Source organism: Sphingobacterium sp. UBA7249 (assembly GCF_002472835.1).
GTDB lineage: Bacteria > Bacteroidota > Bacteroidia > Sphingobacteriales > Sphingobacteriaceae > Sphingobacterium > Sphingobacterium prati.
In genome coordinates this window covers 92,412-107,806 of the sequence record NZ_DKST01000006.1, presented here as the reverse complement: position 1 = coordinate 107,806, position 15,395 = coordinate 92,412, and the positions used below count along the sequence as shown (strand labels likewise).

Here is a 15,395-nt window from a genome sequence, read left to right as displayed (position 1 = left end):
TAGTATAGTGCGGAATATGCACGTACAAAGCAATACATTAAATTTATTGTCAGCGGCTTTGAATGTTAACAAGTCACCTTGATTAATGTCTGTTATTTTTGCCATAGAATGGTTTGTCTCTGCAGTGAAGATAACGTCTGTGCTAGAGAAAACTAATATATAAAAAGTTACGCTAAAAACCGTTAGACTAAAATATGTTGATCAATTTTCCAAATTTCCTTTTTCTAGCTCAAAAAAGTAACTGGAAACAATTGCGGCAATTGAATAGCAGATTAAAGGCTGAATAATTCCGATCGAGTACAATAAGCAAAGTGTTATACCAATGCCAAGAATTGTGGTAGAAACCAAAATTAGCCTTACCCATTTTTTGTTAGTTCTATTATATTTCTTAAGCCAATAGAAGACCAAAATATAAATAATTAGGGTAGGTATAGAGAAGGCTAAACTCGCAGCCGATAGAATGAGCGTAAACACAATTCCTTCTTCAGCCCCTAATCCCTCTGTTAGAATAAAAAGAATGGCACCAAGGATTAAAGTGCTTCCCCAATGTTTAAAAACGTACAACCAATTCATTTATGGCTTATTTATTAATAATTGAGACAATTCTTAATTATACTTTGCTGGTCTCGCGATCTATAGCGATTATTCCTCAGCTTTTTTCATGACGTAAATAATACCAGAAGTTCCGCCCGATCCATCACTGCTTCGTGTTAAATCGAACGTATTCACTAATTCAAATCCAATCTTCGACATATAATTCAATATGGCGGCATAGGATTTTTTATTGGTCAATATTTCGGACAGCTTTTCACCTTCCGCGATCTGCTCATCCGAATCTCCTAGGTCAACTTTCACCTTTAGTTTTTTTGATAGGAATTTTCCCTCTACACGTATATACGCATACGAGAAAGAGTTATGTATTTCATTATTTGAAGAGTTGATAGTGGATTGGGCAGAGCTACTACTTAGACAACAGATCGTAAGAAAAATAATTAAAGATAATTTATACATAATCGTTTTTTTATAATAAGAATCTATGATAACTTTATGAAATACACTATTTATTAACATGCTGTTTTGAACAATTCCTTTACGTTGAATGCTTATCATTACTCATAAACCTTAGCTCCTTTGAAAATATCAGCAAATGTTGACCACGCAGCTTTTTCAGCATCTACATTTGCATCTGTATTATCATAATATCCTTGGATATCTTCAGTATATGCCGCCAAAGCTTCCAGAAAATCAGGTAAGGTTTTGTTTTCCCAAGTTTCAGGATGTTGGAGCAAATCCTGGCGCAACAAATCAAGAAATTTGATGAAGCTTTGTCTGTCTCTTACTTTCAATTCGTACAATTGATTAACCATGTATTTTTAATAAATGTTTAAATCTGATATATCTCATTACCTTCTGTCGCATATGTTCTGTTATAATTCAATTCTCCATTGGCTTCAACAGCAAATGTTTCAGTGAGGAACTCCAGTTCTTCAATTAGAAATGTGACCAAGATAGATCGAATCTTGTCTATGTTATACTCATTGGGTTTAATCGAGGCCAATAATATCTTATCTTTCGTCTCTGCAAAAGAATGTCCCTTTCCGTCTCGCTTATTGTTAACCGAATAAATTTCCAATCTATTCTTATCAATTTCAACCGTAAAAAATAAATATCGACTTTGGTAATAGTCAGCTGTTGATTCGCTATTCTTAAACTTCGGACACATCCTAAATGAGAATTGATCGGGTAGATCGCCATTAGATTCATGAAGTGTATCTAAATTCTCGTCATCCAGAAAGAATAATAGATAAGGTGAACGGAGGGTCACCTTTATTTCATTATAAAGAGTATAGAAATCTTTATGATAGAATGGAGCAATGGCAATTCTAAATTTCGATTGTTTACTGCATACCTCATGAAAAGTCTCGAGCTTCACTCGAAGAGATTTATACATTGATCTAGTGATTTGGTTTAATAATTAAAAAATGGTGCATTTAATTAATCAGCTAATTAAAGCTGAGTTTAAAATACTGATTCATTTAGAAAAATAAAAATCAATCTAAAAATATATGCTTTAAATATTTTTTCACGTCAGAGATTTCGATAACTATCATTTGAGCAAGAAACCATAATACGGGAACTTATAGCGTTATTTATGTAACAATCTGGTTAATTAAACTTCAGTTTTAGCAACTTTTGACAGATAATAATTATCTTTAAACAGAAGCTATTTATCCAATACAGTGAATTTTAGTTTCATCATATTAACCAATGGCTTAATTTATGCATATTATACAACAATTTAGAGTTTATTCACACGAGAAATTTGACGTCTTTCTCTTTATCGGTTTCATCTTGGCTTCCATTTTTCACACTTTTGGTTTTGAATTCTTTAATCAATATACAGCTTTGCTTTATGGACTGTTTTCGGGATTAATATTGGTTCTTTTTTTAAAAAATTGGCGGACTGAATATTTCATGAACAAATATTTAAAGGCGTTTTTAACATTTTTGGTAGTGCTAGAATTTGCTTTTATGCTATATGATCAAGTCCATCTGAAAGATGATTGGTACTTTCTACCCTGGGCGGCTGTGTTAGGTGGAGTTGTGATGGTAGTCAGTAGTATCTTAATCGTATTCAAAAAGATCACTATCCGAGATACATTTTCGAAATTCTTTTATGTAAGTGTTATTTTTCTCTTTTCAACAGTCTATTCCTATGGACTCTTATCCTTTACAAATATTTTTAACGCGCGGCAATTCGTTACATGGGAGCGTGCTAAGGTGGATTTACCATCCTGGGTAATTACTTCTGGAGGAAATTACAATGATGCCGTATTTGAGAACAAAGAATGGGGAAATCGGATGATGAATCTATTTTTTATGAAATGGGAAGGTGATTTTCCGCATCCATCAATGACTGCCGAAGTAAAAGTTTTTAAAGGCAACCTGGGAAAAGATTACATGCTCAAAACGTATGATGAAGATGAAAAAAATGACGCAAGGCAAATCGACTAACATGGACAATATTATATATCTTGACAACAACGCATCCACTCCAATGGATTCTAGGGTCTTGGCCGAAATGATGCCCTATCTGACAGATAAGTATGGTAACGCAGCAAGTCGTCACAAGCTAGGTAAATATTTAGATACTGCCGTAGAGAAGAGCAGGAGACAAATTGCTGATCTCATCGATATCAATTTAGAAGAGATTTACTTCACATCAGGTGCAACCGAAGCTATCAATATGGGCTTACGTGGAATACTGACGTTAAGGACACAACATATTATAACTGTACAGACCGAACATCCTGTAGTTTTAGATACATGTATGTGTCTTGAGTCCAGAGGTATTGCGGTTACCTACCTTTCTGTTGATAGCGATGGATTGATAGATCTTGAGGAACTAGAACGTGCCTTTACACCCCATACAGTTTTAGTATGTGTGATGCATGTCAACCATGATACCGGTGTGGTTCAGGATATAGAACGGATTGCGGAAATAACGCATGCTCATGGAGCATATTTTATGACCGATGGAAGCCAGTCAGTAGGAAAACTCCCTATTCGTGCACGATCATTTATAGATATTCTCACTTTTTCTGCCCATAAATTTTATGGACCAAAGGGTGTCGGGGGCATTTATTTTGGTCGCGAAGTACCCTTGAAACCATTGATCTTTTCTGGGGCACATGAGGGAGAAGCAAGAAGCGGTACACTGAATGTACATGGTATCGTTGGCATGGCTAAAGCTGCTGAGCTCGCCGCTTTAGAGATGAATGAAGATGAAGAACGCATCGGGAAGCTACGTGATATATTAGAACAACAATTATTGACCATCCGAGGAGCGAAATTAATAGGTTCTAAAAAACATAGGATATATACAACAAGTACGATTTGTTTTGATGGCATTGACAGCGAAACTGTTGTAAAAAAGCTCGATTCTATATGTGTCTCCAACTGCTCCGTACTCAATAACTTTGATCCAGCACCTTCCCCTGTGCTACAAGCTATGGGATTGAGTCGAGAGGAAGCATTTAATGCGCTACGATTTAGCTTGGGGCGTTTCACTACAGCACAGGAAATCAAACAAACCGTAGAAGCTGTTGAAAGAACTATAAATCAATTGCGCAGCAATAATGCGCTACATCAAAATCATATCCATAGCTGAATGTCTTGGAGATTCGCGAGCGCGCAATCTCAACTTTTAGCTAGGGGAGGAGCTTACCTGTCATAGAGGGTAATTATTTTATTTTCAATATCATGATAAAGAAGGATTTTCCATTGTCCTTCTTTTGCTCTTTTCTTCCAAATGATTCGTTCCTCCATCGCTTTTTTGCCATCATAATCAGTTTTAAATGCTATTTGATAGTTTAAATATCCCATTTGAGGAAGATTGTCCGCACCATAAAAAGCTGTCCCTCCATTATCTTTAATCCAGAAAACCTGATGATAAGGGGTATGTCCGCCGGTGACTTCGAAATCAATCTCTGAAGTAATATTTCCTTTATCAGAATCCATCCAGATAATATTGGCATACTCAACAATGAACTTCAAAACATCCAAATCAAAAGAAGGGCTCCCATCTTTTGAAAGTGCAAAATCATATTCACGCTTTTGTATATAGACTTCAGCATTTGGAAAATTAAGCGTCCAATCATTTTTCGCTCTATTCACAAGTCCGTTAATGTGGTCTTTGTGCAGATGAGAAAGCATAGCTAGCTTAACATCTTCTGGTTGAAATCCTGCTTTTATAATGTTAGTTTGAATTTTTGGAATTCCGTTTTCCGTCCAGCCTAATCCTGCATCTAGCAATACTAGGTTATCAGCTATTTCAATAAGGAAAGGCTGCACAGCAATTTTTAAATTTTTATCGTTTTCAGTATCTTCCAGATAGGTGAAATTTTTATTCTTATCGACACTGAAATCACCGTCTTTTAGAGGATATATTTTCATGTTTACTATTATATTAATTTCACTTTTTCTTCTGATTGATAATACGTAGAATAACAAAACTACGCATCCAAAAGCAAAATACTATCAGTACGAATATCTTTATTGATATTGGTGAGCCATGTAGATTTTTTTGGTGCATGCACTGATAACCTTTTACAGTTGTAATAAAGTTTTAATATTAATCCAGTTTTTTAACTTCCAACCATTTTGAAAGTAGATCAGCTATTTCGATATTATTCAGATCAGAAAATGGAAAATGGGTATTGCCTTTGATACCAATTTCAGGAAGATGGACTACCGTAGCATCTCCACCGTGTTTGTTGACTGTTTTTGCCCAGTTCCTAGCCATTTCAAGACGGGCGCGCCAACCATCGGCTCCAGGGTTATCCTTATCTAGTTTTTCCGGTATGTTATCACCATAATAGATGATAATTGGAATCTTAGTCAATTTTAAAAATTCCTCTTTGGCAATTGCCGTCGCCTCAAGGGGACCCGCTGAACTTACGATAGGGGGCGGAACTTCGCCCTCTGGAAACACAAAACCACTGCCAGGTTCGTAAGAAACGATAGCCTTTACATTTTGGTTTTTAATGGCTGTCAGCCAGCCCATACCACCAGAATGTGAGTGGGTCACTAATATCGCAAGACCAATTTTTTCAAATAGTGCAGAAACCGCTTTTACATTGACATTAATATCAATCGGTCCTACATTTGGAGTCATCGAACGGAAATACTGATTAAGCGTCGCAGGGTCTTTTGAAAATTGGACACCCGGAAAATAATTTGGCCATACACCTACACGGAATGTCCCAAACCAAGTCTGTTCATCAGGAGTGGGGATAATTGTTCCTTCCACGGTACTGCGACCTGCATTTCCCCTTCGAGGTTGATCCAATAAATAAACCCCAAAATTACGCCGAAGAAATATGTTCTGAAAACCATCCCGCCCGTCGGGTGTTGTCCCCCACGTTTTGGAAAACTGTCCTATTCCATGCCAGAATACCAAGGGTAACTTTTTAGCCTTTTGTGGTATCTGATAAAAGACATAAGCATGATCACCATGAAAAGTCTGACCATCTGTTCCCCGTTTGATAGGATCGTAAGTGCCAGTATTTTCAATTATAGTTCCTCCAATAGCAAAGCTTCCTTGATCTTGAATAACCAAAGGCTGTTTCTTGATAAGGCTTTGACCAAAAGAAGGAATCACATGTAGAGCCGTACAAGAGAATACAATAAGGTATGTAATCCCTTTTATTTTATTCTTCATATCTTATTCTGAAATTTGACTGTACTCTTCATCAGTAACGGGTTTCAACCAGATTGCACCACCAATATTTGTATTTGTCCCAATTGCGATATGAGTCATTCCTTCTGTAGCAGTGGCACCATGCCAGTGTTCAATTTCTGCGGGACATTTCACAACGCCACCTTTTTCAATAATTTCGACAGCTTTTCCTTTTTCCTGATAGAGTCCTTTACCGGCAGTTACGAGTAAGATCTGACCGCCTTTATGGTAATGCCAGTTTGTCCGGGCTCCAGGTTCAAAAGTAACCGATCCAATGTTGACGTTATGGGCAGAATCTGTTTCAACTAGGTAATTTAGCCAAACTGTTCCGATGAAATTGTCGTTGGATACCTTTTCTCCTTTTGAAAATGGCATATTAGAATCAACTTCTTGCTTTTCAGTTTTTTTATCTTTCTTGGCATTGCACGAAAAGAAGGCCACTGCAATAAGGGCTATCGTGCCGATCAAACTACATTTTTTCCATTGCTTTATTACAATCATAATTTTCTATTTTTTATCGTGTAAAATCTCATTCAATACGTTATTTGCGGCCACACCTTCCTTTTTTCCGATAGTTGATCCTATAATGGCAACAAACTGATGAAGCTGTGCCGGAGTCAGACCAACATTAAGGCAGATCTTGAGATGCGATTGTAGCATTGGTTCTACACCCCCAATCGCACTAAGCACAGAGACTGTGACGAGTTCCCTTTCTTTAAAACTAAGTACATCACGTTCAAAGATATCGGCAAACAAATGTTCCTTTAAGAAAACTTCGATAGTCGGTGCAAAAGCGGCATAACCAGTTTTAGGATCTCTTTCCGGTACACCTGTTAGCTGTTCCAATATAGCTTTTCCACGATCGTATTTTGTCTTGTCGTTTCGAATAGAGGATGCCTCTGCACCTGTCCTGTCATTTATGCCTTTAGACCTTCTTTCCTCAAGTACTTCCATCAGGGTCTGCAATCCTCGTATACTTCGTGGAAAACCAGCGTAAGCATAAAGATGTATGATTCCCTCTTTAATCTGATTTACTGTCAATCCATCATCAAGTGCTTTGTTAAGTTCCTTTTTCAGTCCTTTCAGGTCGCCTTTGGCTGTTGTAGCTGCAACCCTTACAAGTCCTATTTCATGGCTAGTTAAGGGATCTTTTACCGGATTTTGGCCTGCGTATAACAAGGGGGACAGGTAAAATAAGGTCATTATAAATACGATTATATACTTTTGTTTCTTCATCATTATTTTATGTCTTTAGTAGCCTTTTCCATAACATCCAATCTTTGCTTTTTAGGATCAGGAACAGAAACTGCCGAACCATCACGCCGGATTTCCAAAAGTGTGTCGTTTTGTTCAGTAAATTTTTCCCATTTGGCGATTCCATTTGAATTAGGATTTCCCGTTTTGGCAAAATTTACCCAGTATTTATTCAACATGGATGCGACCTTTCTGTCCGTTTCGGTCAAATCAACATTATTTCTGCCAGAAAGGTTATTAAAAACATAAGGTATCTCAGAAGCGTGCGGAGCTCCATATGCAAACTCTTGTTGGAGGGCAGTCTGAACATAATCAAATAGATAAATGTAGGTATCGGTTCCGTTAGCTGAAAATGCCCTAGCGGTAAAGCGTGCCGGTTCTGCCCAGACTTTATCTGTATTAAGCATTGTTAGTAATTCGGCAAGGGATTTTGTTCCGTCAGGGTCATAAACATTCCTTGCTTCCTCGCTGTAAGGGGTAAATTTAGCAAAAAACTCCTCTTTTGACTGCGCATTTACAAAACCTGCCGGTACTTCCGCGCTATTTGAACCAATAATGATAGGAATAGCCGGCTGCCTTTGATCTGTGTAAATACTTTCAGGGGTTTCCACAACAAGTTTACCGTCGAGTATGGGACCTGGATATATGATAGAACCATTCTGACTTTCTTTGCCACCATCTATGATGGCTTCAACAGAGAGCGTCCGGAGTTTTTTCAGTGCAGCAGCATCTGTTCCTTCAATACCATGTTTGCGGGCAAAGTTTATTCCAATGGTTTCGGCAGAGACAGGATAATATGGGTCGGCATTTTCAGCGCGTATCGGTCTACCGGTGAGAACACCATCACGACCGCCTCCCGATTCAATGATTGCTTTATGGAAGAGTCCCTGTGCTGCCGGTATTGTCAAAAGGGAGTGAACAGAGACACCACCTGCTGATTCTCCAAAAATCGTTACGTTATTTGGATCCCCTCCAAAAAATGCTATATTCTTCTTAATCCATTTCAGTGCAGCTATTTGATCCATGTAGGCATAACTTCCTTTTGGTTCTTCTGGATGGTCTTTTGACAGTGCAGGGAATCCAAAATGCCCCAATCTTCCTAATCGGTAATTAAAACTGACCAAGATGACACCTTGTTTTGCAAAATTATCCCCAGAAGTAGTCGCGTAAGAACTACCACCACCCACAAATCCTCCACCATAGATCCATACCATAACTGGGAGCTTAGCATTTTTCGTAGCGCTAGAGGGGCGCCATAGATTTAAGAAAAGACAGTCTTCGGATGTGTTTTCTCTTATTTTATCGGAAGCACGAGGCCATCCAGCCTGTGCACAATCTGCACAGAATTTGCTTGCATCACGTACGCCTTTCCACGGTTTGACCGGTTGAGGGGCTCGCCACCGGAGCTCTCCAATAGGAGGGGCCGCATAAGGTATTCCTTTAAAAGCATCCACTGCGCTATCGCTCGTTCCCTGTACTGCCCCTAAACTGGTCGTAACCGTTGGTGATACAGCAGAATTCTCTGTTAAAATACTATTTTGAGAAAATAAAAAAGTGCTGCACACCAAGAAAAATCCTGTAAAGATCTTTTTCATGATTATAATTTTAATATAGCTTATCTATTGCCAGGTGTAAGCAGTCTGCTGAATGATAATGAACCTAGTTTCCAGGAGCCATTTTGTTTGACATACACTTCCGTAACCATAAAGGGATTAGTCACCTCGTTGCCACCAACTACGGCCAATAGATCGATCCTATTTAGCAGAATAGCCGTATTTTCTATGATATTGACCGATACTTCGTGGATATCAGCCTTTTTATACCAGATGCCGCCGCTTTTTATCACTTCGAGCTCCCGTTGTTTTCCCCAGGATCCACCCATGTGGACAAACATTGATTTTTCGTGGAAAAGACTGTCCAATGGGCCGACATTTTTGTCGGCCATCCATTGCCATTTATCTTTAGAAAGTTTGATGATTTCCTGATCGGTGGCCGATTGCGCGAGAGAGATCTGGATTCCGGATAGGGCCAAGCAGAGGCCGAGCAATAATTTTCTCATAATAAGTATATTTTGTTTGTTATTGAAGATTTTGGTGATAGAAATCAACCAGTTTATTTACCGCTTTTGCAACATATTCTTTTTTCCAGTACGTTTCAATGTGTGTTGCACCATCTATCAAAAAGAGCTCTTTGTTTTTAGCGTTCTTTGCTTTCGGAAAAGCCTCATCCGTCATGTATTTGGTGTCTGCTTTGCTTCCCGCCATCATCAATAGAGGCTGGTCGATTAGTTCGATACCATCGGTCGCATCCCATGTCATTAGGTCCATCAGGCTGCTGGTGGTATATAAAAACGTTGAATTTGGATGCGCGTGGGTTCGGTAATAGTACTCAAACCCTTCACGATAGAGATCCGTTGGCGTTTTGGCGATTTCTTCGTCCGTTATGCTAGCAACACCGGAATATTTGATCTCTCCACCAGCTGCTTCCTGTGCACGCGCATCCGATGCTTGTTTAAGGCGTTGCTCAATGGTATTGAGCTGCGAATTCTGAAATCCATTACGTCTTACTTCACCTGAATTGAACATACTTAATGTCGCAATGGCTTTAAGGCGTTTATCTGATTGTGCCGCTTTGAGGGTATAACCACCGCCACCACAGATCCCAAGTGCACCCAGACGGGTAGGATCGACACCGGCATAGCCTGCTATATAGTCTGCCATCCCATGGATATCTTCTGTCCTGAACTGTGGTTTATCCGTATGTCTGGGCTCTCCGCCACTGGCTCCCTGATAGGAAGCGTCAGCAGCAATGGTTATGTACCCTGCCTCGGCAAGCCGCTGTGCATACAGTCCTGCAGTTTGCTCCTTGATCCCGCCGTTGGGATGTGCTACGATAATAGCCGGATATTTTTTTGAAGCGTCATAATTTGCCGGAGTATAAACATTCGCTGCGATGTCTATTCCATTTAATTTATAGGTGACCGGATGTATATTTACTTTTCCTTTAACATTCTCCGTAATAGCATCTCCGTAGACCAGTCCAAATGGATTTTTTGATTTGTCCTGCGCCTCGGAGATCATGCCTGTTGCCATGAACATGGCTACGATGATATATTTGATCTGTTCCATTTCTTAATAATTTTAAATCTTTTATTTTGCTAGGCCGATTTTCACAAGCCAATGCTGAATTTCCTTTTCAACCGATTTTTCTTTATCACCTTCCATCACGAAAAGGGTACCATCGCGTTCCACACCGCCTTTGGTTGAATATCCCTCAAGGACCTTACTGCCCCGGCAGAGCTGCCTGACAGTGTCAAACGTACTGCCAATACCGTAACCGGCATTTGTATTGAATGGGATGACAGTTTTTCCCGCCAGGTTATAGTCGTTCAGAAAGCTTTTCACCGGCGGTGGCAGCTGCATGCCCCAGGTCGGAAAACCGATGAACACCACATCGTAGGTATCCATGCTGTCGATCTTCGTTTTTAATGGCGGTAGATAACCTGTTCTATTTTCCTGAGCGACCTGATCCACTGTAGTTTGATAATGTGCTGGATAAGGTTTTTCCAATTCAATTCCCACTAAGCGACCACCCACTTTCCTGTGGATAATCTCAGCAAGAACTTTGGTATTTTTTGTTCTCGACAGGTAGACGATCAATACGTTTCTGTCCTGCAATGAATCTGCTTTCTCTATTAAAGAAGTACCCTTTTGTGTTCCTGACTCTTCTGCCCGTGAGCAAGAAGTCACCGAGAGAAATATGCTGATAATAAATCCGTATAGTACTTTGGTTTTCATTTGTATCCTTCTGATTTATACAAAGTTCCCTATAGTTTCCTGCATTATTGGTATACAGATTACGGATAATACTACCAATGTTACTTATCCAGCTTTTTTTTGTTCAGCCAACTCGATAGTTCATCGGCGATCTGCACGTTGTTGAGGTCTGAAAAAGGAAAGTGTGTGTTTCCCATAATTCCTTTTTCGGGCAGATGGACTATGGTCACATCCCCGCCATGTTTATTGACAGTGGCAGCCCATAACCGGGCCATTTCAAGTCCCGACCGCCAATGGTCACTGTTCCATACGGTAGTCGGTTCTTTGGCGATGTTATCACCGTAGTAGACCACAATCGGTATACCCGTCAGCTTTTTGAAATCTTCGAGGGGAATAGCGGTACCTTTGAGCTCACCAAAAAGCCCTGCAGATTCGATGGGTTGGGGTAATTCTCCCTCCGGGAATACAAAACCACTATACGGTTCGTAGGCTACAACAGCTTTGACTTTATTATTTTTTATAGCGGTCATCCATCCGGGGCCACCGCCCTGCGAATGGGTGACCAAAATACCATCACCGATTTTGTCAAATAAACTGGAAACAGCGTCCGATACCACATTGGCATCAAAAGCTCCGGTATTAGGCGTCATCTGCCGGTAAAACTGCTCCAGTGAGGCAGCATCTTTCGGAAATTGGACATTTAGAAAGTAATCCGGGTAATTTCCTAAACGGAACTGTGTAAACCAGAACTGTTCATCGGCAATAGGCTTGATCGTTGCTTCGGCCATGCTTTTGCCAGCTTCACCACGACGGGGCTGATCGAGCAGGTACACGCCGAAATTACGACGCAGGAAAATGTTCTGAAACCCTTCTCGTCCATCCGGTGTAGTTTCCCATGTCTTTTTGGACTGCCCGGCACCATGTAGGAAAACAAGCGGGTATTTTTTAGCCTTTACAGGAATTTGGTAAAATGCATAGGCATGATCCCCGTGATAGGTCTGACCCTGCGGTTTCAATGCATCGTTGACATTGAAATTACCGGATTCAGTTTTTTTGGTACCACCGATAGCAAAACTTCCCTGCTCGGCAATACGCAGCGGTTTTTGTTTTATCTGAGCATGCAGTGGTAATGTTACCGATACAAGGCATACGATAGTAACGATGTATTTTGAAAAATTCTTTATCATTTCAGTTTGTTTATTTTCCAACTCTGTTTTGTAAATCTGCGGGATAACGGGCACCCTGAATCGTTATCTGGGAAGCCGCATCTTCTATTTGCTGAATATCTTCACGCGATAATTTCAAGGTTACAGCACCGATATTCTCTTTCAGACGGTGCAGTTTGGTAGTTCCTGGAATAGGGGCTATCCAGGATTTCTGAGCAAGCAGCCAACCCAATGCAACCTGTGCTGGCGTAGCGTCCTTTTGCAACGCGATAGATTTTACCAACTCAACCAGGGCCTGATTTGCCTTTCTGTTTTCCGCTGAAAATCGGGGTACAATATTTCTGAAATCAGTTGGGTCAAATGTGGTTGTCGAATCAATTGCTCCCGTGAGAAAACCTTTACCGAGCGGACTGAACGGAACAAAGCCTATTCCCAGCTCTTCAAGCAGCGGTAAGATATCTTTTTCGGGTTCACGGTAAAATAGCGAGTATTCACTCTGCAATGCCGCCAGGGGAAGCTCGGCATGCGCAGTGCGTATTGTCTCAGTTCCCGCCTCTGAGAGTCCCCAATGTTTTACTTTGCCTTCCTTGATCAGATCAGCGACTGTCCCTGCAACCTCCTCAATAGGAATATTAGGATCAGTACGGTGCTGATAAAGTAGGTCAATCCGATCCGTACGAAGTCGTTTTAAAGATCCTTCAACTGCGATTCTGATCCTTGCCGGACTGCTATCCAGACCTTTTTTTGAATCTCCTTCCTCAAAACCAAATTTAGTCGCGATCACTACATTGTCTCTGAGTGGTTCCAATGCTTCACCCAGCAGCGTTTCATTTGCAAAGGGGCCGTAACATTCAGCCGTATCAAAAAAAGTAATTCCCGATTCAAAAGCCGAGCGGATCAACTGAATGGCATCTTTATGATCGGTAGCTGCGCCATAGCCAAAACTCAGACCCATGCAGCCCAATCCAAGTGCGGACACTTCAAGTCCGCTATTTCCTAGTTTTCTTTTTTCCATTTTAGTATCAGTTCTAAATTTTAGATATCTAGTTTCCTTTCACTCAGCGATCTGACCATCTCAGGATCCCTGTGATCAAAAAATAGACTTTCTCCAGCGTCTAAGGATTTTATGGCATCCATATCCTTCTCCGTCAGTTCAAAATCAAATATTTGAAAGTTCTCGGCTATTCTCTCCTTACGGACAGATTTGGGGATAGCGACAATGTCACGTTGTGCAAGCCATCTGAGGATTACCTGCGCAACAGACTTATTGTATTTCATTCCTATTGAGGTAAGGAGCCCATTATTGAATATATTGTTTTTCCCCTCCGCAAAAGGGCCCCAGGATTGAGTCTGGATATTATTCTCTTTCAGGAAAGCTTGATTTTCAATTTGCTGATGGAAAGGATGAGTTTCTATCTGGTTTACTGCAGGCGTAAAACCGCTGTTTGCAATAAGATCCATCATGCGGTCCGGATGAAAATTTGCCACCCCAATAGCTTTCACTTTTCCTTCGTGGTAAAGTTCTTGCATAGCCCTCCAAGATCCGAAGATATCGCCGTAAGGCTGATGGATCAGATAAAGATCGAGATAGTCAAGCTGTAGCCTTTCGAGGGATTTTTCGAAAGCAGCTTTCGTTTGTTCATATCCAGTATCCTGGATCCACAGTTTAGTTGTTATGAATAACTCCTCACGCTGCACACCACAGTTTTTTATTGCTTTTCCCACCGCTTCTTCATTTAAATAAGAGGCAGCGGTATCAATTAGACGATATCCGGTTTCGACGGCGTCAACGATCGCACGTTCGCATTCTTGGGCATCTTTTATCTGAAAAACACCAAATCCGAGGATAGGCATTTCAATTCCGTTGTTTAATTTTACTTTATACATAATGTAAAGAGTTTATGTATTATACAATTCACTGTTAACAAAGTTCGGGTTTGCGGTCTAAGGTTTTGGTATATGCATTACGGATAGTTCTACCAATATTACTGATTCTACAAATTATTGGATTCCAGTTTTGTAAATTTGTTTTACCAGTAATGAAAGAAATGGAAGAGATCATCAATTTTAAGAGTATCGCAGAATACAATAATTTCAACAACAATGAGACCCTACATCCTTTGATCAGTGTTGTCGATCTGAGCAAGGCAGACCCACGCAAGCTCTCCAAGCTCAGGTATGAGTTTTACACTGTGTTTTTTAAAGAAATAAAATGTGGCGATCTACGTTACGGTCTTAAAAACTATGACTATGAAGAGGGCACATTGATCTTTTTGGCGCCCGGTCAGGTCATAGGGGAGAATGGTACCGAATTTTACCAGCCACAGGGAACAGCTTTGGTATTTCATCCAGAGTTGTTGTATGGCACTTCTCTGGCTAAGGAAATAGGCAACTATACTTTCTTTTCGTATTCTGCCAGTGAGGCGTTGCATCTTTCCGAGCAGGAGAGGAAGATTATTATGGACTGTCTCAGCAAGATAAAGCATGAGCTGGCACATAGTATCGACAAGCATACCAAAAAGCTTATTGTCTCCAATATCGAACTCTTTTTGGATTATTGCCAGCGATTTTATGATCGCCAGTTTATTACACGCGAAAATGTCAATAAGGGCATCCTAGAGAAATTCGATGAAAACCTCAATGTCTATTTCCAGTCAGACGAACCACAGCAAAGCGGTTTGCCGACTGTAGCCTATTTTGCTGAGCAGTTATTTCTATCCGCTAATTATTTTGGTGACCTTGTCAAGAAAGAAACTGGCAAGACTGCACAGGAGTATATCCAAAATAAACTAATTGACATCGCCAAAGAAAAGATCTTTGATAGCAACAAAACCATCAATGAAATCGCCTTTGAACTAGGGTTCAAATATCCCCAACATTTTAGTCGGTTATTCAAAAATAGGGTAGGGTATACTCCTAACGAGTATAGAAACCGAAGTCTAAACTAGTTATGCTTTA

General features: G+C 40.2%; 17 protein-coding genes. 3 read left to right on the top strand and 14 right to left on the bottom strand.

Features of this window, described 5'->3' with window-relative positions; translation table 11 throughout:
- Positions 1-642: 642 nt before the first annotated feature.
- From B4A24_RS04060 to B4A24_RS04050, 3 genes are all read right to left on the bottom strand, one after another.
- A complete protein-coding gene (locus tag B4A24_RS04060; RefSeq protein ID WP_293942876.1) occupies positions 643-1,011 on the bottom strand; it encodes a hypothetical protein in 369 nt (122 codons plus the stop codon).
- 98 nt (positions 1,012-1,109) lie between these two features.
- Entirely contained in the window at positions 1,110-1,346 is a 237-nt protein-coding gene (locus B4A24_RS04055; RefSeq protein WP_293942874.1) for a DUF7660 family protein, read from the bottom strand.
- 38 nt (positions 1,347-1,384) lie between these two features.
- Entirely contained in the window at positions 1,385-1,951 is a 567-nt protein-coding gene (locus tag B4A24_RS04050; RefSeq protein WP_293942873.1) for a hypothetical protein, read from the bottom strand.
- A gap of 329 nt (positions 1,952-2,280) precedes the next feature.
- On the opposite strand from B4A24_RS04050, the gene B4A24_RS04045 reads away from it, so the two are divergent.
- Positions 2,281-3,015, top strand: coding sequence for a hypothetical protein (locus B4A24_RS04045; RefSeq protein WP_293942871.1), 735 nt, complete (start codon positions 2,281-2,283; stop codon positions 3,013-3,015).
- A gap of 1 nt (position 3,016) precedes the next feature.
- Positions 3,017-4,171, top strand: a complete 1,155-nt coding sequence (locus tag B4A24_RS04040; RefSeq protein ID WP_293942869.1) for a cysteine desulfurase family protein — start codon at positions 3,017-3,019, stop codon at positions 4,169-4,171.
- A gap of 53 nt (positions 4,172-4,224) precedes the next feature.
- Here B4A24_RS04040 and B4A24_RS04035 read toward each other — a convergent pair whose 3' ends face one another.
- The 11 genes from B4A24_RS04035 to B4A24_RS03985 all read right to left on the bottom strand — a co-directional run bounded on the left by B4A24_RS04035 (position 4,225) and on the right by B4A24_RS03985 (position 14,324).
- Complete coding sequence (locus tag B4A24_RS04035) at positions 4,225-4,956, bottom strand: MBL fold metallo-hydrolase (RefSeq protein ID WP_293942867.1); 732 nt, start codon at positions 4,954-4,956, stop codon at positions 4,225-4,227.
- A gap of 178 nt (positions 4,957-5,134) precedes the next feature.
- The gene (locus B4A24_RS04030) at positions 5,135-6,223 is read right to left on the bottom strand and encodes an alpha/beta hydrolase (RefSeq protein ID WP_293942865.1); all 1,089 of its coding nucleotides are present in this window, start codon (positions 6,221-6,223) and stop codon (positions 5,135-5,137) included.
- Between the two features lie 3 nt (positions 6,224-6,226).
- Positions 6,227-6,742 carry a cupin domain-containing protein gene (locus B4A24_RS04025; protein ID WP_293942863.1) on the bottom strand — a complete coding sequence of 172 codons (516 nt, stop codon included), beginning with the start codon at positions 6,740-6,742 and terminating at the stop codon, positions 6,227-6,229.
- 6 nt (positions 6,743-6,748) lie between these two features.
- Positions 6,749-7,480 carry a carboxymuconolactone decarboxylase family protein gene (locus tag B4A24_RS04020; RefSeq protein ID WP_293942861.1) on the bottom strand — a complete coding sequence of 244 codons (732 nt, stop codon included), beginning with the start codon at positions 7,478-7,480 and terminating at the stop codon, positions 6,749-6,751.
- The gene (locus tag B4A24_RS04015; RefSeq protein ID WP_293942859.1) at positions 7,480-9,090 is read right to left on the bottom strand and encodes a carboxylesterase/lipase family protein; all 1,611 of its coding nucleotides are present in this window, start codon (positions 9,088-9,090) and stop codon (positions 7,480-7,482) included. Before B4A24_RS04015 ends, B4A24_RS04020 begins: the two co-directional genes overlap by 1 nt.
- A gap of 20 nt (positions 9,091-9,110) precedes the next feature.
- Complete coding sequence (locus B4A24_RS04010) at positions 9,111-9,554, bottom strand: nuclear transport factor 2 family protein (RefSeq protein ID WP_293942857.1); 444 nt, start codon at positions 9,552-9,554, stop codon at positions 9,111-9,113.
- Between the two features lie 19 nt (positions 9,555-9,573).
- Positions 9,574-10,623: an alpha/beta hydrolase gene (locus B4A24_RS04005; RefSeq protein ID WP_293942856.1), complete on the bottom strand. Its 1,050-nt coding sequence runs from the start codon at positions 10,621-10,623 to the stop codon at positions 9,574-9,576.
- 21 nt (positions 10,624-10,644) lie between these two features.
- Positions 10,645-11,292: a flavodoxin gene (locus tag B4A24_RS04000; protein WP_293942854.1), complete on the bottom strand. Its 648-nt coding sequence runs from the start codon at positions 11,290-11,292 to the stop codon at positions 10,645-10,647.
- 80 nt (positions 11,293-11,372) lie between these two features.
- Positions 11,373-12,458: an alpha/beta hydrolase gene (locus tag B4A24_RS03995; protein WP_293942852.1), complete on the bottom strand. Its 1,086-nt coding sequence runs from the start codon at positions 12,456-12,458 to the stop codon at positions 11,373-11,375.
- 10 nt (positions 12,459-12,468) lie between these two features.
- Positions 12,469-13,452, bottom strand: coding sequence for an aldo/keto reductase (locus B4A24_RS03990; RefSeq protein WP_293942850.1), 984 nt, complete (start codon positions 13,450-13,452; stop codon positions 12,469-12,471).
- Between the two features lie 20 nt (positions 13,453-13,472).
- Positions 13,473-14,324 (bottom strand): aldo/keto reductase, encoded by an 852-nt coding sequence (locus B4A24_RS03985; protein WP_293942848.1) that lies wholly within the window; start codon positions 14,322-14,324, stop codon positions 13,473-13,475.
- A gap of 152 nt (positions 14,325-14,476) precedes the next feature.
- Between B4A24_RS03985 and B4A24_RS03980 the strand changes: the two genes are divergently transcribed.
- Entirely contained in the window at positions 14,477-15,385 is a 909-nt protein-coding gene (locus B4A24_RS03980) for a helix-turn-helix transcriptional regulator (protein ID WP_312399744.1), read from the top strand.
- The last annotated feature ends 10 nt before the right edge of the window (positions 15,386-15,395 follow it).